A 20,596-nucleotide genomic window follows, 5' to 3' on the forward strand; every position below is an offset into this window, starting at 1 on the left:
CTAGGCAACGCCCTGAGTATAAGTGGGCGCATACGCAACCGATACTGGCATTTAGACAATTCATGATTGCATCGACGCAATACCAGATCAGCCATGCCGACCTCGCCCTGGTACTCGCTCTGGTGCGCGGGCGCTCTCTGGCGCGGGCCGCAGAACAACTGCATGTGGACGTTTCCACGGTGTTCCGTGCCATCCGCAAACTGGAGGCCAGTCTCGGCGTCGCGTTGTTCGAGAAAAGCCGCCGCGGCTACATGCCGACCCAGAGCGCCCAGGCCCTGGCCGAACAGGCCGAACGTGCGGAGCAGGCCCTGGATGCCGCGCGCATTGCCCTGCAGCATGGCGAGAAAGTCATCAGTGGCACCGTGCGCCTGACCTGCACCGACGCCGTGCTGCAAAACCTGCTGCTGCCCAGCCTGGCCGAACTGATGCCGCGTTACCCGGCGTTGTCTCTGGAGTTGGCGACCACCAATACCTTCGCCAACCTCAGCCGTCGCGACGCCGATATCGCCCTGCGTCTGTCCAACGCACCGCCCGAGCACCTGGTTGGCCGGCAACTGGGGCACACCGCCTATTACATCTGCGGCCGCCCCGAACACCGCGAGCTTTTCCTGCAGGCCCCCACCTCGGTGCCATGGATCGCTCCGGACGACTCCATGCCCGATCACATCACCGTGACCTGGCGGCATCAGGTATACCCCAGCCTGGTGCCCCGCTACCGCTGCAGCAGCATGTCGGCGGTAGCTACGCTGGTGCAGGCGGGTCTTGGTATCGCTGCCCTGCCCGACTTCATGGCCCGTAGCCTGGATGGCGTGCAGCGCCTGAGCGAGGCGCTGGCCGACTGCGATACCGATCTTTGGCTGCTGACACGCCCCGATTGCCTGGCCCTGCGCTCGGTACAGACCCTGTTCGATCAGCTCACGCCGCTGCTTCGGGCGCGGCTGAATACGCGCTAGGGTCTGTTGACGTTTCAACGCGAGCCGCGTTGCCGCGAGAAATCTCGCCAGGCTAGGCGGAGGACGCAGGGAATGGTTGTTCCCTTGCCAAGTCCTCCAACAACGCATGGCGAGATTTCCCGCGCAACCCGAAGGGCCGGGCCCGTTTTGCCGCGATGCTGCGTTTCTCGCCGGCTCATTTAGCCCACTAAACTTCGCGGCTCGTGCCTTGCCTCGCGGCAAAACGGGCTCCGGCGCGGCCGTGCGTGAAACGTCAACAGACCCTTGGGCCTGATCAGGAGAAGGTACAAACACCATCGCGGCCTACCGCAGGAGCGGGGGCTCCTACGCAAGGTAAACAGGACGTTCATTCTGATCGTTAACGCTCGAGGCGCCATGAGCGCGATGGAGGATCAGGACAGAGCGCAGCAGGATTGTGCAATCGACCTGCAACCATCCTGAACTACGCTTATCCATCCCCCCGCGGCCATAACCGCCGCCTTGCAAACGATAGGAATTGCTCATGACCACCATTCTCGGCTACGCCGCCCAGGACTCCAGCAAACCTCTCGCGCCTCATCGTTTCCAGCGTCGTGCCGTTGGTAGCAACGACGTGCAGATCGACATTCTCTACTGCGGCGTCTGCCACTCCGACCTGCATACCGTGCGCAACGAGTGGAAGAACACCCTTTACCCATCGGTGCCCGGCCACGAGATCATTGGCAAGGTCACTGCAGTGGGCAGCGATGTAACGGCCTTCAAGGTCGGTGACCTGGCCGGCGTCGGTTGCATCGTCGACAGCTGTCAGAGCTGCCCGTCCTGTTCCGAAGGGCTGGAGCAGTATTGCGAAAGCGGCTTCACCGGCACCTACAACGGCCCGGTATTCGGTGGCGAAAACACCTTTGGTGGCTACTCCGACAACATCGTCGTCGACCAGAAATTCGTCCTGCGCATCAGCCATACCGACAACCTGGCCGCCGTCGCACCGCTGCTGTGCGCTGGTATCACCACCTACTCGCCACTGCGCCAGTGGAACGTCCAGCCCGGCGATAAAGTCGGTGTGGTCGGTCTCGGTGGCCTGGGCCATATGGGCGTGAAGATCGCCGCCGCCATGGGCGCTCACGTGGTGCTGTTCACCACGTCGCCGAACAAGCGTGAAGATGCCCTGCGCCTCGGCGCTGCCGAAGTGGTGGTGTCGAAGAACGCCGACGAGATGGCCGCTCACGCCAACAGCTTCGACTTCATCCTCAACACAGTCGCAGCGCCGCACAACCTGGACGCCTTCCTCGGCCTGCTCAAGCGCGACGCCACCATGACCCTGGTCGGAATACCGGATTCGCCGCACCCGTCGCCAGAAGTGTTCGGGCTGATCTTCAAGCGCCGCCGCCTGGCCGGCTCGCTGATCGGTGGCATCGCCGAGACTCAGGAGATGCTCGATTTCTGCGCCGAGCACGGTATCGTCTCGGAGATCGAGATGATCGATATCCAGAACATCAACGAAGCCTACGAGCGCATGCTCAAGAGTGACGTGAAGTACCGCTTCGTGATCGACATGGCCTCCCTGGCCAAGGACGAGCACGCCGCGTAACGATGGCCAATCGTCACCCGCCACCGGCCCGGTCTCGCCCTCGCGAACCGGGCCGGTGTCGTTTCTGCGGCATGAATGCGTGCGGGCAAGGCGTTTACCAGGCGAACCTCGCAAGCCGTCGGGCGGTCACAAGCTGACGCCCCATCAACTCGAGGAGCATTCGATGTCCAAACGCACTCTCGGTCAGTCCGGCCTGCAGGTCTCGCCCATCGCCTTCGGTGGCAACGTATTCGGCTGGACGCTGGACGAAGCGCAATCCTTCGCCATGCTCGACGCCATCGTCGACAACGGCCTCGACTTCATCGACACCGCCGACATGTACTCGGCCTGGGCCCCCGGCCACCAGGGCGGCGAGTCGGAAAGCATCATCGGCAAATGGCTGAAACGCAGCGGCAAGCGCGAGCGCATCGTGCTGGCGACCAAGGTCGGAATGGAAATGGGCCACGGCGGCAAAGGCCTCAAGGCAGACTACATCCAGAAAGCCGTGGAGGACTCGCTCAAGCGCCTGCAGACCGATTATATCGATCTGTATCAGGCCCATCAGGACGACACGGACACACCACTGGAAGAAACCCTGGGCGCCTTCTCCCGCCTGATCGCACAGGGCAAGGTGCGGGTGATCGGTGCATCCAACTACAGCGCCGAGCGCCTGCGCGAAGCGCACCAGGTGGCGCAGCGTCTCGGCGTGCCGAGCTACCAGAGCCTGCAGCCGCACTACAACCTGCACGCACGTAAAACCTATGAAGAAGAACTGGAACCGGTAGTGCAGGAACTCGGCATCGGCGTGATCAGCTACTTCTCCCTGGCCAGCGGCTTTCTCACCGGCAAGTACCGTACCCGCGAAGATATCACCGGTGCCCGCGCCGAGATGGTCAAGGGCTATATGGACGAACGCGGTGTGACCATCCTCTCGGCGCTCGACGAAGTCGCCGCAGCCCGTGACGCGACACCGGCCCAGGTCGCCCTGGCCTGGCTGATCGCCCGCCCAAGCATCACCGCGCCCATCGCCAGTGCCACCTCGAGCAAGCAGTTGGCCGACCTGGTCGCCTCCACTCGCCTGCAATTGAGCGAGGACGAGGTAACCATGCTCAACCAGGCCAGCGCGTATTGAACGCTGGGATGAAGCGGATCGCTCCCACGTTCTACGTGGGAAAGCAGCCTGGGGCGCTTCGCGCCCCCTATCCCGAAACACACCCTATGCATCGACATAGCGGAAGCGGAGCGTCCTGAGCGGCGTTCCCGCGCAGAGCGTGCAGCGGATAGGCGCTCCAGCGCAACGTGCTGCACCGTCAGGATCTCAAACTCCAGCACATCAAAGATCCATTGCTCAGCAGTACCGACCGCACGCGTTAATGCATGTGCAGCGGATGAGCCTTGGCTTCGGCAACGCTCATCCGCTGTTCGTCGATCAATTGCTGCTGTAGCGAATGATCCTTGGACAGCTGATACAAACGCTGCCCACGCCACAGATAGCAACGGCTATCACCGGCCCAGATGCAGGCGCCGCGATGCCTTCCACCAATAGCACCACCACGGTGCTGCCCATGATGCTGTCATGGCGTTCTACTGGGTTTCCACATCTAGCCGGTAAGCTCCTTGGCCATACCCTTGGCCTGATCCAGCCAACCCGGAGGCGGCAGCCCTGGTTTGGGATCGTCCTTATCCATCAAGTCCATGGCCTGCCCCAGCAAACCGCTCATATCGCCAGAGTCCTTGGTGGTTTTTACCGCCTTCGCCGCTTCGGCGGCTTTGAAGATGGTTTGCAGATCCGGCGTAATGGCGGTTTGTTCGGTAAGCGGTACAGGTAAAGGCATGGCATCGAGCATAGCCAGTATGTCGCCTGGATTTTGAGTAAACGCACGTACAGCCTCCATGCCCTGCATCATCGGCAGTGCGATGCCGGTCAATGGATCGAATGCGCTGATTTCCGGGAAATCAGGCAGGCCTGGTCTGCCTGTCAATACAGGAGTAGCTAAAGACGGCAGGAAGAGGCCCAGCAAATAGCGTGGGTTTCGTTTCTTGACCGATAGCCCGACGCTGGCCAAGGCAATACCCACGCCAACCACGCGGCCGCCCTTAGCCAGTACCGACAGACGCTTGTTCGATTCATTGTCGAAATGCACCAGGCGGTAGCGGAAGTAGTCAGTGAAAGGCTCGCGCTCGCCAAGACCAGAGGAGTTCATGAACCAGGCGCGTGAATCGTGTACCTGCTCATCGAACAACTCGACTAGCGCTTGTTGCCCATTGGCGATAACGCCCCTTACGAATAGCTCTCCATTACGCTCGGTTCCATTCTTGTAAAGCTCGGCATATTCCTGGGCTTCGTCTTCTTCGTTCATAAGGTAGACGGTGCCACCGAGCAATAGGTTGAGCACACCACCCGCTTTGAATGTGTCCTCCAAAACACCCCAGCTACGCGTGTAGTCACGCTTGAATTCCGCGGCGGCACTGCGTAGTTGCCGGTCATCCAGTGCAGGCTCGAATGTCTTGTTTGTGTTGATGCGCGTATAGGCGTCAGTGCCACCAACCAGCTTGAGATCAGCCTCATGTTGTTGCTGTTCTCGCTCACTAAGAACAGGCAGCTCCTTGCCCTGAGCCGCTGCAGAATTTTCTGCCAGTTTATGGGCATGCAGACGTTTCAGAGCGGCCTGTTTCTCGTCGCTCATGTCCTGCCCTTTCACACGGCTGTAAAAGCCTTGCTTGTCGATACCGCCGGCATAGCGGTCGATACGCCAGGCCGTGATCAGGGCCTGCTCTCGCTTAATCACCTCCTCGAGTGATCCAGCCTCGGCTTGTTGCTGCCAGGCGTTGAAGCGGGTAACAAGCACCTCAGAAACAGAAAACTCAACTTCTGTCTTCGGCTCCATGATGCGCCACTCTTCTACTTTCTCTGAATCGCTTAAAGCCGAGCTAGGAACCTGTAACGGTGCACCCGCAGCAAAGGCCGAGCGGTACATATGGTGCAAAGGGATCTGTGACAACAGCTCCCCTTGGCCTCCTCTGGCCTTGCCCTGATCGCCAGGTGGGTAACCACCGCCTACATCAGAATGCATACCGGGATAGACATACTCCCACCATGCGTCTTTGCGATAGGTGGACGCTAGCTTGTCATTGCGCGTCCCATCAGCGTTTTTTTCCCGACGACGAATGGAGTCCAGCGGGAAGCTGGCGCGCTGTTCATGGGCAGAAACCAGATGCACGCAGCGTTTGAGAAAACCGCAATCTTCAGGCAAGCCGGTTGGCATGCAGGCCTGCTGCAGATCTTCATCCGGTAAGCGCATGGTGCCGCTGGCCCAGTCCATATGGCCAGCGGCAAAAGGTGCACTGTCAGCCAGGCCGACAGCAGCCACGGTGTCGAACAAGCCGAGGAATTCGATTGAAATCGGCAGCCCGGCGAAACGGTATTCGCTGGCTTCACCATTTTGCCGGCGCGTCAGCTCCATCAACCAATTGGCGAAAGTACGGGCCTGTGCGGCCCCGCGGGAAAAGCCATACACATAGAGGCGCAGAGCCAGGATTTCCGGCTTCTCGTCAGCGCTTCGTCGTTGCTCCAGCAAACTGGCAAGTTCGTCCTCGTAGGGCTGTATCGCAGCCTTGCGCTTGCGTGTGCCGTTCTCCAATAGCCCTCCGCTTAGCACAGAAGCTGCCCAGTTGGTGCCCATGGATTCGACCAATGCCTGCGTCTGACCAAGAGAAAGCGGTTCCTGCCCTTCGCCTTTGAGAGTTTCCTTGAGCGCTGCGATTAATCGAGTAAGCCCCCAATTGATCCGATCTTCGCCACCGCTGGCACCAATCAAACCGGTTTGGCTAGGTAGATACTCTTTGATTTCCTCGAAGACAGTGCCCACCCCTGGGCTGTAGTAACGAAAAAAACCTTCCTCTGTTTTCTCAACACTTGCATGGAACAGACGTGCCACATTGCTCGTACATATCGGGTCAGCAATAGAGTCAGAAGGCTCGTGGTTATTGGTGCCGTCGAAGCAAAGGCTGATATGCAGGGTTTTGCAGCAGGGTTCGGGTACTTCTTCACCTTGCTTTGCCGCGGCGCTAATCATCTTGCTCCAGAACTTTTTCTCGTCTCTTTCCTGAGCTCGAATATTAACGAGAACTTCCGATGAGCTGATTGGTAGGCCCGTACGCTCGAAAGGGCGCGCAATTAATACGCTGGCGGGCGGTGGCTTCAAGGTTTGGGACATTCCGTATCCTCCATCTTACGTGGAAAGTTGTAGGGATAGCCGGGGGTCTCGTAGAAAATATTGTCCGCCGAGACCCTGACCTGATCGCAGGGAAGAAAATGCACTTTCAACGTGCCGGCTTCTTGGTACTGGGGGATATCGACTACTACCCGGTGATGGGTGTAGTTGGCCTCGTGTTTTTTGTAGTCATCTGGATCAAGAGAGCCATACTTATTGCGTTTAAGTGGTATAGCTGGGCGAGGATTAGGATCTTTCTCCCACTCCACAATGGTCCTGAGCCCTGGCCGCCAATAACGTGGTACCGAGCCACAACAGACCTGTCCCCCCCCGCCACCATAAGGCCCTAGATTAGGGCCGCCAGCACCGTTGACAGTGAAACGGTTGATAGCAGCAGAAGTGTGGTTATAGCCCTCGACAGGAGCACCGAGCATCTCGGACTCCCTGGCCATACAACCGCTGATCAGTAATAGTGCCAGCGAAAAACCAGCGAACGGGTATCGCCTTATCGGGTTACGGGCGGACGTCTGGTTCAAATTTTGGGACATTCCGTATCCTCCATCTTGCGTGGAAAATTGTAGGGATAGCCAGGATGGCCTGGGACTATAGGAGTGGCGGCGACGCGTACGGTGTCGCAAGGAAGAAAGTGCACCACGAGAGGGCCGGGACTGTCGTACTCATGTATTTCTACAACTGCGCGGTGACGAGTGTAATGACTGCGGTGCTCATCCATGCGTTTATTCCAGGCTTCGGAATATGGCCGTTCGGGCCAACTACCGTATCCTCGGGGAGAAGGATCTTTCTCCCACTCCACAATGGCCCTGAGCCCAGGTCGCCAATAACGTGGTACCGAGCCACAACAGACCTGGCCACCCCCACCACCATATGGGCCTAGATTAGGGCCGCCGGCACCGTTGACAGTGAAACGGTTGATAGCGGCAGAAGTGTGGTTATAGCCCTCGACAGGAGCACCGAGCATTTCGGACTCCCTGGCCATACACCCGCTGATCAGTAATAGCGCCAGCGAAAAGCCAGCGAACGAGTATCGCCTTATCGGGTTACGGGCGGACGTCCGGTTCAAGGTTTGGGACATTCCTTATCCTCCATCTTGCGTGGAAACTTGTAGGGATAATCAGGGTGGTTTGGTGTTACTCCCGCAGCCGTGACCCTGATCTGGTCACAGGGAAGAAAATGTACCTTCAGTGGGCCAGGCCTATCGTATTGATGTATTTCCACAACTGCGCGGTGATGGGTGTAATGACGTCGGTGCTCATCCATGCGTTTATTCCAGGCTTCGGAATATAGCCGCTCAGGCCAGCTGGCATATCCTTGAGGAGAAGGATCTTTCTCCCACTCCACAATGGCCCTCAATCCAGGTCGCCAATAACGCGGCACCGAGCCACAACAAACCTGACCACCTCCACCACTGTATGGGCCTAAATTCGGCCCTCCGGCACCGTTGACAGTGAAACGGTTGATAGCGGCAGAAGTGTGGTTATAGCCTTCGACAGGAGCACCGAGCATCTCGCTTTCCCTGGACATGCAGCCGGTCAGCAATGACGCAGCCAAAAGTGTGGCCAAGGCAAAAACTCTGCGAATCATGCCCACACCTCGGCCTCTTCGGCAGGTGGCGCAATCGGCGAGTTTTCGGCCAGCCAGGCGCGGACAAATGCGTCACGCTGGTCGAAGTCATGCAGCCCTTCACGGTTAGCCGCCAACTGCCCGTGCATCAGGTGGCGCATCAAGAGTTCCTGCTGGGCCATGCCGTAGTCCTGTGGCTGCACGCCCCAGCTACGCCGATAATCTTCCGCAGCGCTCCAGGCGAACAAGCTGGCCATCTGTGCTCTCGTCAACCGCAAGACCGGAAGCGGCGAGGGCAACTCCGCAGGGCGCATGAGATTGCCAGGCAGGCTACGCGGCTGTCGGTCACGATCCTGCCAGTGCCAGGCGATGACCGGAGCGTGGAACCATATCTGCTGCGGATCCAGCGCTTCGCTGGTGGGCACCAGCATGCGCGGGTCATAGAAGCGCAGCAGGCCACTGCCTCTGCCATCGTTCCACTCGGCCTGGGTGCAGTGACTCAGGTGGCTGGCAAGCTGAGTGAAGGGCCAAGGGCTGAGTAGCGCCAGGAGATGCTGATGCGCATTTCTGCTGGCGAGCAATTCGTCGAGCCAGGACTGTTGCTTGAGCTGATCGACTCTTACACGTAACAGGAGAGGTCCCTTGTCTGCGATGGCCTCTTCTGGCGTGCCTTGTAGAAGCTTGGCAATTTCCGGGGGCTGCTCGACTTCATCGAGGCGTGAAAGCAGTGGGTAGTGCAGGTTGCTGGCATCGACCAACAGATCGAAATGCTGCAGGCGAGCTTGTTCCGCCTGTTCGCCAAGCTGGGTTAGCCATGTGCGGGCTGGGGATTTCATAGTTTTTTCGATGCCTCTCAACGTGCGACTAGCACTTGGGCTTTGCTTTGCGCGCGGAGCAGACATTCTTCGCAAACCGCCTGCTGCGGCTTGTCCACGCAATTGCTGAGAACCTGTTCCGGCACCTCCCCTGCCTTGTCTTTATCCGCCATCCCCGGCAGCACAGGTGGCTTGATACCGATACCCGAACCGCTACCCGCAGAGCCGCCAGCGTTCACCCTTACCGTTGGGCCAATCAGGGTGATGCCGCTCGGATCCAGCTTGATGAAGCTGCCGCCCGCCTTGATGGTGAGTTCCATCCCGGCTTCGATGACGATCTTCTCCCCGGCCTTGAGATGGATTTCTCTCCCTGCGTTGGTCAGTTGTGCAGTGCCCAACTTCACATGCTGGTTTTGTGCGACGGTCAGGTGGTCATCCGTACGCACCTCGACTTTGCGATCGGCATGGGTGGTGCGGTGCTCTTCGGCCTTCAGCTCGGTGTAGGTGTTCTTCTCTACGGTGTCGTGACGTTCGTTGCCGACGCGAATCTTCTGGTCGTGCTCGATGTTTTCATCCCAGTCGCGCTGGGCATGAATGAAGATCTGCTCGGCACCTTTTTTATCTTCGATGCGCAGTTCATTGAACCCGCCACCGCCCGGGGAACTGAGGGTCTTGAATACGGTGCGGGTCTTGTTGGCGGGCAGCGGATACGGAACCTGATTTTCCTTGTGGTACAGGCACCCGCTGATCAGTGGCTGGTCGGGATCGCCTTCAAGAAAGGTGACCAGCACCTCCATGCCGATACGCGGAATGGCGATGCCACCATAACGATCACCCGCCCAGCCGCTGGAAACGCGCAGCCAGCAGCTGGTTTTGTCATCAGCCTGACCTTCGCGATCCCAATAGAACTGTACTTTCACCCGACCGTACTGGTCGCAGTGGATCTCTTCACCAGCAGGCCCCGTGACGACGGCAGTCTGGCTGCCGAGGACGCGGGGCTTGGTGTGCTGCAGTGCGGGGCGATAGAACACATCCCATGGCGTCGCCAGGAAACGGTTGCGATATCCCTGGTGAAAATCGTCCTTGTCATTGGTGGTGTCGCTGCTTACCGACTCTTCCAGCACTTGCGGTTGCTTGCCTTCGTGAAAGACCTCAGTCAACAGCCAAAGGTCGTTCCACTCGCTACGAGGATGCTCGGAGAGCTCTAGAAAATGACCACTCACCAAACGAGTCTGATCGCCCCACCCCTCGGCCTGCTGATAGTCAGCACGATGCCGCTCCAGCGCCCTCTGGCTGAGGAACTTGCCACGCGCGCGCTCGATAAAGCGCCCCGGGTAATCGTAATCCTCCAGATCCGGCTCGGTGCTGTCACCGCTGGGTTTGTAGGCCGCTTCAAGCTGCAGCCTGGGCTTTTCAAAATCGTAGTCACGACGGGTTACGCGGCTGGTTCGGGTTTCCAGGCGCAACTTGAAGCCCTTGATCACGGGCTCGTCGGCGACCATGCCGCTGCCCTGCACGTAGGCCGTCGGCTGCCCCAGCTTCGGGAACACGGTCTGATCATCACCAAAGACCAGTAGATGCCCGCCGTCACTGTGCTGGAAGTGGTAGTGAATGCCCTCCTCCTCGCACAAGCGCTGCACAAAATGCAGGTCGGTTTCGTCGTACTGCACACAGTAATCACGCTCCGGGCACGGCTGGCCAAGCTGGAAGCTATAGGCATTCCCCTTGATGCCATGCTCTTCCAGAACGAGCGCAATGATTTGCGGCGCGGACATCTGCTGATAAATACGCTGGTTGGTGCGGTGATGCAGGTATTGCAATTGCGGCACCAGCGATACGGTGTAGCGGCTCAGACGCTTGCCCGCATCGCCCTGGGCCACCCGGTAGATCTGACCGTGAATGCCACTGCCTTGCGGATCGAAGCCCAGGAACGCCTGCTTGTGGAGGAGTTCTTCCAGATCCAGATCCGGGTTTTCGCTGACCAGTTCCAGGTCGAAGCGATAGGGCTGGCTGACGCCTTCGGTGCCGGTGAACGACAACACTTGCAGGTCGCCCACAAAGTCTTCAACGGTGAGGCTGAAGTGTGTTTCGTTAGAAGGGTTGAACATTGTGTGCTCCCTGTTCGGTTGTCATCCGTTGTGCCGGTGAGTCAGGCGTTGCAGCCAGGACGAGGTGGCGCCCAAGGCATCGCGCAACTGTTGGGCCGTGATGGTTCGTTGCTTGGGATCGAACGCCAGCGCCGTTCGCAAGGCTGGCCAACAGTGTTTCGGCAAATGCCTGGGCGCGTGCAGTTCGCACTCCAGCTGTGCGTCACGCGCCTCGCTCGAGGGCAGACGACGGAATGGATGTTTGCCACCCGCCAGTTCATAGATCACGCAGGCCACGCCATACACGTCGGCGCTGGCGGACAGCGGTTGGCCATCCAGCAGTTCCGGAGCGGCGTAGCCGGGGGTCCAGGCCTTGAAGCGGTCGCGGCTCAGCTGCGGCAATCCGTGCAGAACACCTTCTTGCGCCTGGCCCAGGCCAAAGTCGAACAGGCGCACACCTTCTTCGCTGACCATGACGTTGCTCGGCTTGATGTCGCCGTGCAGCACGCCGCGCGCATGGGCGTGGGCCAACGCGTCGAGCAGCGGCAGCGTGAGTGTGCGCAGCTCTTTCCATGGAATGCCCAGGTGGCTCTCACAGAGCAGTTTGTCCAAGGTCAGCCCACGCATGAATTCCATGGTGATGAAGGCACGTTGGCATTCGGTGTCCACTTCAAAGGTGTGTAAACGCAGTACGTTGTCGTGGCGCAATCGCTGCGTCAGGGCGAACTCGCTGTACAGCAGGGCGCTGGCGTCAGGCGATTCGGCGAACTCTTCACTGAGGACTTTCAGCGCAATGCACGGGTCGGGCTCACTGAACTGTTCCCTCAGCAAATCCCGGGCACGGTAAACCAGGCCCATGCCACCAGCACCGAGCAGGCGCTCGATGCGATACCGGCCGACGAGCACCTCGGGCATCTCGCCAACGCTGGCTCGACTCGGCGCCGTTGCAGGTGGTGCGTCAGGGGATTTGGCGAAGGCGAAGTACGTCAGGTCGCGACCCTGTTCATCGCCCACCAGCAGGTCGTCGAGAGGTGACACCAACTCGGTCATTGGCGGATTACCACGGCAGTCAGGTTATCCCGCGCCAAACCGCGCAGTGCGCCGTCGAACAGACGCTCCAGCGCAACGTGTGGCACCGTAAGGCTGAGCGCGTTGCCGAGTGCGTCGCTGCTTACGCCGTGGTAGAGACCGTCGCTGCACAGCAAGAACGCATCGCCGGGGTAGACCTCGAATTCCAGTACATCGAGGGCCAGTTGCTCCGCAGCACCGACCGCACGCGTCAACGCATGGGCGGCCGGATGAGCCTTGGCTTCGGCAACGCTCATGTGCTGCTCGTCGATCAGTTGTTGTTGCAGCGAATGATCCTTGGACAACTGATACAAGCGCTGCCCACGCCACAGATAGCAACGGCTGTCGCCAGCCCAGATGCAGGCGCCGCGATTGCCATCCACCAACAGCACCACCACGGTGCTGCCCATGATGCTGTCATGGCGCTCGGCGGTGACGGTCAACTCTTGGCCCAAGCGGCGGTTGAGCCAGTGCAGGCACTGGCGAACCGCTATAAGCCGCTCGTCAAAGTCCTCATGCACCGGCAAGTCCGCCAGGCTGGCAACGATCAACTGGCTGGCGATATCGCCCCCCTGATGACCGCCCATGCCGTCCGCGACCACCCACAATCCGTGCTGGGGGCAGTCGAGGAAAGCGTCTTCGTTGCGCGCCCGAACCTTACCGGCATCGGTACGCGCAGCGCTGCGCCAGGGGCTGCTCACCAGCATCAGAGCTGCACCGGCATACGGAAGGTACGCAGTACGCCCATGTCGAACGGGTTCGGCGTACGCTGACTGGTCAACAGGTAGTTGGCGCGCAGACCGCCAACATCTGCCTTGAGTACCAATACATCACGACCGGTCAGGTACTCGGTCTGCATCAAGTCGAACAGACGAAACAGCGACCACGGGCCGGTATTTTTTTCGATGCCCAATGGACGGCCGACCATTCTGTCGAGTACCAGGCTGGTACGGCCACCTTCGGCATCTGTTGGCCATTTGAACGATACCGGTACGATCGGACCATGGCGGTATTCCATGGTCTTGTCGCCTAGTTTGAACTCGGAACGGCTGACTGCCGAGTCAAGTGTGTAAGGCTCCAGTTTGAACTGTACTTGCGGCTCGGCAGGGTTGTCGGTGAAAAAGCTCTGGCGGATCACCACCGCGGCGGCCATCTGATCGAGATACCCCTTGGAGACGGGCAGGCTGTATCCGTCAACGCTGCGCATGCGATAGTTGCCCAGGTCGCCGCTGACGAATGGACGCATGTAGCTGTCGAAGAAGCGATCAACGATCCCTTGAGCCTTGAAGAACTCGCGGAAGTCGCTGAGAGCCACGTCGCTTGTACTGTGAGCGTCGAAGGGATAGCGCTGCCTGATCGCCTTACCATAGAAGCTATACAGCTCACTCTGATAACGCTGGTTCAGGTACTGATAAGAATCGCTGAGCACCAGTCGCCAGGTATCCTCAGCCAGTACGTTGAACCACCCGCCTACAGGACGCGGCAGGCGGCTGGACGAACTGCGCAAGGCGCTCAGCGCATCACGCTGGCCACCCATGCGGGTCTTGGCCATTTCAAACGCCGCTTGCTCCGGCGCACTGGCACGGGCCAGGCTGGCCACCTGCATTTGCAGGTCATTGAGGGCGGCCAGCGCAGGGATCAAATCAGCGGTCGGGCCGTTGTTATCATCCAGAAGACGATGCAGTGGCTCGAAGCGACTTTGCAGAGACATCCTCGCGGTATCTGGCAGTTTTTTCGCCAACTCTTCAGACGCTTTACCTGCCACAGCAACTGCCATTTTCCCTAGATTTCCGCCCTTTTCTCCCAATTGCCCTGCCGCATCGGCGGCTTCCTCTACCGAGTCGGCGACTGCGGGGAACCGGGTGTTTTCCCGGACTTCTACCAGCAGTTGGAGGATTGGCGAATTGGCTGAAGTCAGGCCTGCCAACTGCTCCGCACCTTCGCCAAAATCATTGGCCGCTATCAGACCAACTTGGCCGACCGCCTCACTCCAGTAGTTCGCGTAGTCACGAAAATAAAGTTGTTCCAGCTCAACCATCAAACGGCGCATGTCCATCGCGCTGAGGCCCGAGCCTTCACCCAAGACCCAGTTGTCTCGCAGGATATCGGTGACCAGCATCGAGCCCTGTACCGAGAAATACTGCTGATACCCCTGCTGGGTATAAAAGCCAGGGATCACGTAATTGGTGCCAAAAAACAGCGAGCTCTGTGGGCCGAGGTGTTGATCCAAACGGTATTCCGGCAAATTGCGAGCCTGTTCGCGCAGCATCCGGTAAACCACGTTGGCCAGGGATTCGCTACGCAAGATCTGCCGCGCCTGCGCCACTAGCTGTTCATTAAGCGGATAAATAAACGGCTGTTTCAGCAAGCGCTCGAAGTGGCCGTTCAAACCGTTTTGTACTGCAGTGTTGCCGCTGTAACGCTGGGACCACTCAATGGCGACCCATTCCTTGAGCCATTGCTCGTCGCGGCGGTCTTTCATGTTCAACATCAGGTACGCACGCAGGCTGTTGAGCAGGCGATCACGGTTCTTCGTGTTGGCCCTAACCTGCCCTTCCAGCAGGGTTGCAACCCGCGGCAACAACTGCTCTTCAAGTTGACGCGCGTAGGCGGTCGTGACTACCGCGTTGACCTCTTTGCCCTGATACAGGCCACCGCGCTCGTGATATCCCACGTCACCTTTTTCCGGGAACACCTTCGTCGCGGCGTAACTGGTGTCCAGCATCTTGAGAGCCGCCATGGAGTCATCGCGGGTAGACAGGGCCGAACGCTGTTGAGTCCAGGTTTGCGCCAGATTGCGCAGCTTCTCCAGGCGCTCGTAGTTCGCGGAGAAACCGCCAGCCCAGAGCACGCCGAAGAGCGCTAATGCTGCCAGAGCACCTACGTACAACGCACGCTGCCCCCAATGGATGCGGCTGCGCTCGCGCTTGTCCAGGCCAGCAAGATCGGCCTCGGGGAAAATCACCCGACTGAGCAAGTGGTGAATGAATCGTGAGCGGCCGCTGCGCAGTGTTGGTAGCACACCAGAGTTCATGCCCAGATTGGCACCGATGCTAGCGGTGGTAGCGTCCATCTCCCCAGTCAGGTGCGGTGCACTGGTCAGATAAAAACCGCGCAATTGGCTGGCACGCTGGTAGCGGTTACCGGTGAACGCCATATCGACGAAGAGGCACAGACGCTCGCCGATCTGCCCCAACTGATGTGGAAAGTCGAGGATCCGGCCGCGGCGCTGGGTGTCACGCTCCTGGTGCATGCGCATGATCACCTGGCTGTTCAGACGACGCAGCAGTTCTTCAAACTCGCTGCGCAGCACAGCTACATCGGTGCCATTCTGGTCTTTGCGAAAACTGGTACCGAGCACCTGATCGCTTTCTTCGCGAGTCAGTTGATCGAAGAACTCGTCGAAGCCCAGCAGGCTATCAGCCTTGCTCAAAACCAGGTAGACGGGCACGTCGACATGCAGTTTCTGATGTACATCCTGCAAGCGTGCACGTACCTGTCGAGCCAAGGTCTCGAGGTGCTGTTCACTGCCGCTCAACAGGGTTTCCACCGGAATTGTCACCAGCACGCCGTTCAACGGACGGTTGCGACGACGCTTGCGCAGCAAGTCGAGCAACGTGCTCCAGGCACTGCCATCGACTTCGGCATCCGGCTGGCCCAGGTACCGGCCGGCGGTATCGATCAGCACGCCGTGATCGGCGAAGTACCAGTCGCAGTAGCGGGTGCCCAAAGTGTCGCGGGTCAGTTTGCGTTCGATCTTGTTGATCGGAAACTCAAGGCCCGAGAAGTCCAGCAGGCTGGTCTTGCCACTGCCCTGCGAACCAATCAGCAGGTACCACGGCAGGTCGTTGCGCCAGCGTTCGCTGCGGCCACGATACAGACTCGAGGTCTTCAGGGTTTTCAGAGCGTCCTTGAAACGCGCCTTTAACTCTTTCTGCTCTTCGTCGATCTGTTCTTCGCGGCGGATACGGTCTTGGCCATCCTCGCTCTCTTCATCGGCTTTCTTGCGAATACCGGCGCGCCAACTGACAAAGACCATGGTCAGGCCCCAGATCAGGAATAGCACACTGATAGTCAGCAGACGGGAGGTCGAGCTTTCCCAGAACTTGTAGTCATCGACTGCCAACAAAGGCCCGACGAACCACACCATCAACGCAACGAACAGTACCAGCAGCAGCGTCCAGACCCATGTCTTACGCAAGAACGCACCGACTTTCTTGAAAAACTTTTTCATTACACGTCCCTGTTTACGGCTGCGACTGCGGTTGAACCACAGCTTGGTCAAACGGCTGATAAGGTTGCAGAACGGTGTCTCGCTGCTCGCCCAACACCCAGGCGAAGCCGGAATACATCACCACCAGGCAGACGAAAGTGAACAGCACCACCATCCACGCGGGCACGATACGCACCAAGCTGCGACGCTGATCGTTCAGTCCTTCCCAATGCGGCGATAGCTCACGTGGTACATCACCGCGCAATTGACGGATCTGGCGATACAACGCATCGCGAATACCTTCAAGCTCGAGCATGCCGCGCGCTTGCACCCGGTATTTGCCTTCAAAGCCCAGGGACAGGCACAGGTACATCAACTCCAGCATTGGCAGATGCTTGACCGGGTTTTTCGAGAGTCGATCAAGCAGTTGGAAAAACTTCTCGCCACCGAAGGTTTCGTTGTGGAAGCTGCTGAGCAGGCTCATCTGCGACCACTCGCTTTCGTTGCCCCATGGCGTAGTCACAACCGCTTCGTCTACCACGGTGCACAACACATAACGGGCAGCCATTACCTGGCTGCTTTCGGCGCCGTTGTGCAAGGCGCGTACTTCAAACAGTTTCAACCCGGAAGTCAGTCGCTCGTTGAGCGCATACAGGTCTTCGCGAGTGTCGCTGTGCTTGAGGCGCACGACTTCGGACAAGAGCTCGGAGGCTGCGGCTACCAGCGAGTTAAGGCTGATATTGAACGCTTCGGCCGGGCGCAGGCGTGCAGCGTAGATCATGCGCTCTTCCAATTGCTCGAAGCGTGGCGGCGCAGCGAAGTCCGTTAGCGGACTCGATGCCGGGCCCTGGCCCTGACGATCGAGCAGGACGGTCTTGTCGTCCTGGTTGTATTCCGTGTCCTTGAGCATGTCGATCAGTTCCTTATGGCCCAGAATTTCAGTTCAAGCTCGGCGAATTCACCGGATACGTGGAACGCGAAGCCGCCGGAGCGCTCGAGTTGCGCCAGGTCTTCGGAACTGAGTTCGAGGATGAAATAGGTTTTGTTGGAGTGGAACGCGATCTGCCGCGGGGCCACCGGCAAGGGTTTGACCTTGATACCTGGCAGATGCAGGTTGACCAGTTGCCGGATACGCTCCACCGGGCCGACCTTGAGGTGCGCCGGCAGGCGATGGCGCAGTTCCTCGGAGTCGCAATTGGCACTGGCAGCCAGCACGAACGAGGCAGTGCCCAGCAGTTTGTGATCGTGCAATGGCGATACGATGATGCCGTATTGACGGGCTTGCAGGATCAACTCGATGGCGTGCTGCTCCAGCACCATCGACAACACCTGACGGATCGCCTCCATCAACTTGCGGAAGCTGGCGCCCTGATCGCTGTGCTGATAACGGCTATCCAGGCGCGGTCGTTTGCTATCGCTGGAAAAGGTCGCCAGATCGCCGAGCATGGTCAGCAGCGTGCGGTACAACTCTTCCGGGTGCACCTGCTCCAGGCCGAGGTAGTGACGCAGCAGCAGTTCGGTGCGGTTGATCAGTTGCAGCATCATGAAGTCACCGACCTCTGCCCCTCCCACCTTGCCGTTGGATCGGATCCGCTCGGCGATGGTGTCGCCCCGGTGGCTGAGCATGCTGATGACTTCCTTGAGACAAGAAAGCAGGTAGCTCGAAGCGTGCGCCTGGATGTACGTTGGTACAAAGTCGGGGTCGAGACTGATCACACCGTCTGGCGTGGCATCAAGCACTTCGCAGATTTTCAGCTTCACATAAGCCTGGTCACTCTGCTGCTCGCCGAGTAGCAGTCTGAAGTCAGGACGACCGCAGCTGACCTGGCTTGTGGAGTCATCACCGGCATTGGAGTCGGCCACTTCTGCTTCATACGCGGTATATCGCGCCAGCACATCGGACTGCTGCGGACGACGCGCTTCGATGTGGTTGCCAGTGACCAACGGCAGCGCCAGATAGATCGGCGTGTTACCTGTGTTGGGTGGCACGTCGAGAGCCAGCGGTTCAGTGTTGCCACCCAGTTCGAACAGGCTGCCGTCCGGAAGAATTCCGGAAGCCTGGCTGACGACCAGTTTGCCCATGTTGAGGAACTGCAGGTCGATGTCCAGGTTGAGAAAACCCCAGGTGTAGCTGCCCAGCAACTGGGTACGGGTCTTCATCTGGTGATCGTAGTAACGATCGTTGTGCTGGAAGTGCTGCGGACGCAGCAGCATGCCTTCCTGCCAAATGACTTTATGAGAGTTCATGTTCAGTCACCTGCCTTGGCGATCGAATCATGGCTATTGCGAATGCCGCTCTGGTCGAGGGTCAGGTCGGCGTCGGTGATTTGTAGCGGAGCGACTTGCAGCGTATAGCGCCATTTTGTTTCTGGCAGATCTCTATAGGCGGCGAGGACACCGACGTAACGGCTGCCCTCCTCAACGCTTAGCTTGAGCTCAACGGTTTGCCCCGGACGTAGCTCCAGCTCCTCGGTCGCGACCATATCCGGAGCCAGGGATTCCTTGGCCCGCTCGTACAAACTGAAGAAGTCTGCGTTCTCGAACGCTACCGGATGTTTGAGTTCGAACAGGCGTACAACGATCGGTGACGGGCGTCCATTGAGGTCAGGGTTCAGCTGGTCGCTGGCCGTAAGCTTCAGGTTGAGCTTGGTGATGTGGGAATACGGCGACAGTGTCGAGCAGCCGGCCAGGAGTATCACGGCGGTCAGCGCAGTCAGCGTGTTGAATAAAGCAGTCGAACGACGAACCATGCGCATCATCCTTGGTGGTCAGTATTGAGGGTGGAAATCAGGCGAATCTGCTCTTCATAGGCCTGGGCGAAGTCGCGTGCCAGCAGGCGCTCGCTCCAGTCATCATCCTCGCGCAACGCCTGGTGATAGCGCCCATAGGCTCTCCAGCGACTGCCGGATGTGGCGAACAGTGGCTTGTTGTCGCGCTCGAAACGCAGGGTGAGCTGTTGTGGCGAGAAGTGCTCCAGAGTGCCGCGAACAGCGGCACGGCTGGCCATCAACAAGGCCACCTGATGGGCCTGCAGATCGCGGAATGCACGGGATATCGCTTGTTCGGCCGGTAGCTGCCCCGGCTTGTTCGGCTGCAACAAAATGTCCAGCGCTTCACCGGTATCGACAGCAAACTTCAGCGGGTTTTTCTGAGTACCCTGTACCGTGCTCTGAGCAAGACGTAATTCTTTTTTGAGTTCGCTGCGAGTACGCAGGCTCTGCTGCAAACCGGCTACGCTTTGCCTGAGCAGGCGTGCTGCATTCAACGCCAGCGCTTCTTTGGCATCGTGATCGAGACCGCTAAGATCCGCGCCAAGTACGGCAGCAAACTTTTCCCAGAAGCCGTCAGACTGGCGCTCGACCGGCGCAAGTGGGGGGGCAGGTTCAGCTTTCTTCGGGGCTTCGGTCAGTTCCGGCACCAACAGGCTTTCCATATCGATGCGTGCATAGTCGGCACGCTGCCGGCTGTCATCGATTACCGTAGCCGGTGAAATCAGCTCCTCGATCTCCGAGTAGACACGCTCCTGCTGATCAAGGGCGTTCAGCGGGTCGAGATCCAGAAACGCATCGTCCGGGATGATGCTGCCAGCGGCTTGTGGGCGACCGACTTCAATGTCGAAAGTCGCCGGATCGCGAACCAGGCGCGCACGAATCTCGAAATCACCCAGAACATACACGCTGCCGTGCTCGATACGTACTGCCTCCCCTTTGCGCAGGCGTGCACCGTTCGCGCTGTCCTGGATACCGTTACTGCTGGTATCGGTCAGGAAAAAAGTGCCTTCACGGTAGCTGATCACCGCATGGTGGTTAGACAGGTGCCGCTTGCGGTCAGGGATGATCCAGTCGCAGTCCTCTCCCCGGCCAATGACGCCACCAGCCTGCTTGAAAGTCCTCTGGCACAACTCCGTGGGCACGAACTGCTTGGTGTTCAGCATTTCGAAAACCAGCTCCATGATGATGCTCCTTGCGGTCACTTGCCGCGATTGACCGCCTGCGGATCACCCAAAGGGCGATAGGTGTTGTCGTTGAATTTGTAATTGCCGCTGCAGCCGCCAAGGCCGCATAGCACGACGAGTGTCAACAGGAAGGCTTGCCAGTGACGAACAGGCATCAGGGGGTC

General features: G+C 59.0%; 17 protein-coding genes and 1 pseudogene. 3 read left to right on the forward strand and 15 right to left on the reverse strand.

All coding sequences use genetic code 11. The features are described from left to right. Positions 1-62 precede the first annotated feature (62 nt). The 3 genes from DNK06_RS17045 to DNK06_RS17055 all read left to right on the forward strand — a co-directional run bounded on the left by DNK06_RS17045 (position 63) and on the right by DNK06_RS17055 (position 3,631). A complete protein-coding gene (locus tag DNK06_RS17045; RefSeq protein WP_131181185.1) occupies positions 63-953 on the forward strand; it encodes a LysR family transcriptional regulator in 891 nt (296 codons plus the stop codon). 502 nt (positions 954-1,455) lie between these two features. Beyond that, positions 1,456-2,520, forward strand: coding sequence for an NAD(P)-dependent alcohol dehydrogenase (locus DNK06_RS17050; protein ID WP_131181186.1), 1,065 nt, complete (start codon positions 1,456-1,458; stop codon positions 2,518-2,520). Between the two features lie 163 nt (positions 2,521-2,683). Then, entirely contained in the window at positions 2,684-3,631 is a 948-nt protein-coding gene (locus DNK06_RS17055; RefSeq protein WP_131181187.1) for an aldo/keto reductase, read from the forward strand. A gap of 149 nt (positions 3,632-3,780) precedes the next feature. Here the strand turns inward: DNK06_RS17055 and DNK06_RS17060 are convergent. The 15 genes and pseudogenes from DNK06_RS17060 to DNK06_RS17130 all read right to left on the reverse strand — a co-directional run. Then, a pseudogene (locus tag DNK06_RS17060) lies at positions 3,781-4,165 on the reverse strand (PP2C family protein-serine/threonine phosphatase); the annotation flags it as partial. Next, positions 4,101-6,716: a T6SS phospholipase effector Tle1-like catalytic domain-containing protein gene (locus DNK06_RS17065; RefSeq protein WP_131181188.1), complete on the reverse strand. Its 2,616-nt coding sequence runs from the start codon at positions 6,714-6,716 to the stop codon at positions 4,101-4,103. The gene DNK06_RS17065 and the pseudogene DNK06_RS17060, both read right to left, overlap by 65 nt. Further along, entirely contained in the window at positions 6,701-7,261 is a 561-nt protein-coding gene (gene tli1a / locus DNK06_RS17070; RefSeq protein WP_131181189.1) for a Tli1a family immunity protein, read from the reverse strand. Before tli1a (DNK06_RS17070) ends, DNK06_RS17065 begins: the two co-directional genes overlap by 16 nt. Further along, positions 7,246-7,710: a Tli1a family immunity protein gene (gene tli1a / locus DNK06_RS17075; RefSeq protein WP_242674690.1), complete on the reverse strand. Its 465-nt coding sequence runs from the start codon at positions 7,708-7,710 to the stop codon at positions 7,246-7,248. Before tli1a (DNK06_RS17075) ends, tli1a (DNK06_RS17070) begins: the two co-directional genes overlap by 16 nt. Positions 7,711-7,790: 80 nt before the next feature. Next, positions 7,791-8,315, reverse strand: a complete 525-nt coding sequence (gene tli1a / locus DNK06_RS17080; protein WP_131181191.1) for a Tli1a family immunity protein — start codon at positions 8,313-8,315, stop codon at positions 7,791-7,793. Beyond that, on the reverse strand, positions 8,312-9,130 hold the full coding sequence (gene tla1 / locus DNK06_RS17085; RefSeq protein WP_131181192.1) for a toxin Tle1 chaperone Tla1: 819 nt from the start codon (positions 9,128-9,130) through the stop codon (positions 8,312-8,314). The genes tli1a (DNK06_RS17080) and tla1 overlap by 4 nt, the downstream gene beginning before the upstream one ends. Before the next feature lie 17 nt (positions 9,131-9,147). Further along, positions 9,148-11,217, reverse strand: coding sequence for a type VI secretion system Vgr family protein (locus DNK06_RS17090; RefSeq protein ID WP_131181193.1), 2,070 nt, complete (start codon positions 11,215-11,217; stop codon positions 9,148-9,150). Between the two features lie 21 nt (positions 11,218-11,238). Then, positions 11,239-12,246: a serine/threonine-protein kinase gene (locus tag DNK06_RS17095; RefSeq protein ID WP_165493652.1), complete on the reverse strand. Its 1,008-nt coding sequence runs from the start codon at positions 12,244-12,246 to the stop codon at positions 11,239-11,241. Next, positions 12,243-12,971, reverse strand: a complete 729-nt coding sequence (locus DNK06_RS17100) for a PP2C family protein-serine/threonine phosphatase (RefSeq protein WP_131181194.1) — start codon at positions 12,969-12,971, stop codon at positions 12,243-12,245. Before DNK06_RS17100 ends, DNK06_RS17095 begins: the two co-directional genes overlap by 4 nt. Further along, on the reverse strand, positions 12,971-16,498 hold the full coding sequence (tssM, locus tag DNK06_RS17105) for a type VI secretion system membrane subunit TssM (RefSeq protein ID WP_131181195.1): 3,528 nt from the start codon (positions 16,496-16,498) through the stop codon (positions 12,971-12,973). The genes DNK06_RS17100 and tssM overlap by 1 nt, the downstream gene beginning before the upstream one ends. Positions 16,499-16,511: 13 nt before the next feature. After that, complete coding sequence (icmH, locus tag DNK06_RS17110) at positions 16,512-17,387, reverse strand: type IVB secretion system protein IcmH/DotU (RefSeq protein ID WP_131181196.1); 876 nt, start codon at positions 17,385-17,387, stop codon at positions 16,512-16,514. Between the two features lie 5 nt (positions 17,388-17,392). Next, positions 17,393-18,724, reverse strand: a complete 1,332-nt coding sequence (gene tssK, locus DNK06_RS17115; protein ID WP_131181197.1) for a type VI secretion system baseplate subunit TssK — start codon at positions 18,722-18,724, stop codon at positions 17,393-17,395. 2 nt (positions 18,725-18,726) lie between these two features. Then, positions 18,727-19,227, reverse strand: coding sequence for a type VI secretion system lipoprotein TssJ (tssJ, locus tag DNK06_RS17120; protein ID WP_131181198.1), 501 nt, complete (start codon positions 19,225-19,227; stop codon positions 18,727-18,729). A 5-nt stretch (positions 19,228-19,232) separates the two neighbouring features. Then, the gene (tagH, locus tag DNK06_RS17125) at positions 19,233-20,429 is read right to left on the reverse strand and encodes a type VI secretion system-associated FHA domain protein TagH (RefSeq protein ID WP_131181199.1); all 1,197 of its coding nucleotides are present in this window, start codon (positions 20,427-20,429) and stop codon (positions 19,233-19,235) included. A 17-nt stretch (positions 20,430-20,446) separates the two neighbouring features. Then, positions 20,447-20,587: a type VI secretion protein gene (locus tag DNK06_RS17130; RefSeq protein WP_131181200.1), complete on the reverse strand. Its 141-nt coding sequence runs from the start codon at positions 20,585-20,587 to the stop codon at positions 20,447-20,449. Positions 20,588-20,596 lie beyond the last annotated feature (9 nt).

This window comes from Phytopseudomonas daroniae (genome assembly GCF_004327285.1).
GTDB lineage: Bacteria > Pseudomonadota > Gammaproteobacteria > Pseudomonadales > Pseudomonadaceae > Aquipseudomonas > Aquipseudomonas daroniae.

Bases quoted from the DNA above. Each gene is read 5' to 3' on its own strand.
- DNK06_RS17045 (WP_131181185.1), top strand. From the start codon at position 63: ATGATTGCATCGACGCAATACCAGATCAGCCATGCCGACCTCGCCCTG.
- DNK06_RS17050 (WP_131181186.1), top strand. From the start codon at position 1,456: ATGACCACCATTCTCGGCTACGCCGCCCAGGACTCCAGCAAACCTCTC.
- DNK06_RS17055 (WP_131181187.1), top strand. From the start codon at position 2,684: ATGTCCAAACGCACTCTCGGTCAGTCCGGCCTGCAGGTCTCGCCCATC.
- DNK06_RS17065 (WP_131181188.1), bottom strand. From the start codon at position 6,716: ATGTCCCAAACCTTGAAGCCACCGCCCGCCAGCGTATTAATTGCGCGC.
- tli1a (WP_131181189.1), bottom strand. From the start codon at position 7,261: ATGTCCCAAAATTTGAACCAGACGTCCGCCCGTAACCCGATAAGGCGA.
- tli1a (WP_242674690.1), bottom strand. From the start codon at position 7,710: ATGGCCAGGGAGTCCGAAATGCTCGGTGCTCCTGTCGAGGGCTATAAC.
- tli1a (WP_131181191.1), bottom strand. From the start codon at position 8,315: ATGATTCGCAGAGTTTTTGCCTTGGCCACACTTTTGGCTGCGTCATTG.
- tla1 (WP_131181192.1), bottom strand. From the start codon at position 9,130: ATGAAATCCCCAGCCCGCACATGGCTAACCCAGCTTGGCGAACAGGCG.
- DNK06_RS17090 (WP_131181193.1), bottom strand. From the start codon at position 11,217: ATGTTCAACCCTTCTAACGAAACACACTTCAGCCTCACCGTTGAAGAC.
- DNK06_RS17095 (WP_165493652.1), bottom strand. From the start codon at position 12,246: ATGACCGAGTTGGTGTCACCTCTCGACGACCTGCTGGTGGGCGATGAA.
- DNK06_RS17100 (WP_131181194.1), bottom strand. From the start codon at position 12,971: ATGCTGGTGAGCAGCCCCTGGCGCAGCGCTGCGCGTACCGATGCCGGT.
- tssM (WP_131181195.1), bottom strand. From the start codon at position 16,498: ATGAAAAAGTTTTTCAAGAAAGTCGGTGCGTTCTTGCGTAAGACATGG.
- icmH (WP_131181196.1), bottom strand. From the start codon at position 17,387: ATGCTCAAGGACACGGAATACAACCAGGACGACAAGACCGTCCTGCTC.
- tssK (WP_131181197.1), bottom strand. From the start codon at position 18,724: ATGAACTCTCATAAAGTCATTTGGCAGGAAGGCATGCTGCTGCGTCCG.
- tssJ (WP_131181198.1), bottom strand. From the start codon at position 19,227: ATGGTTCGTCGTTCGACTGCTTTATTCAACACGCTGACTGCGCTGACC.
- tagH (WP_131181199.1), bottom strand. From the start codon at position 20,429: ATGGAGCTGGTTTTCGAAATGCTGAACACCAAGCAGTTCGTGCCCACG.
- DNK06_RS17130 (WP_131181200.1), bottom strand. From the start codon at position 20,587: ATGCCTGTTCGTCACTGGCAAGCCTTCCTGTTGACACTCGTCGTGCTA.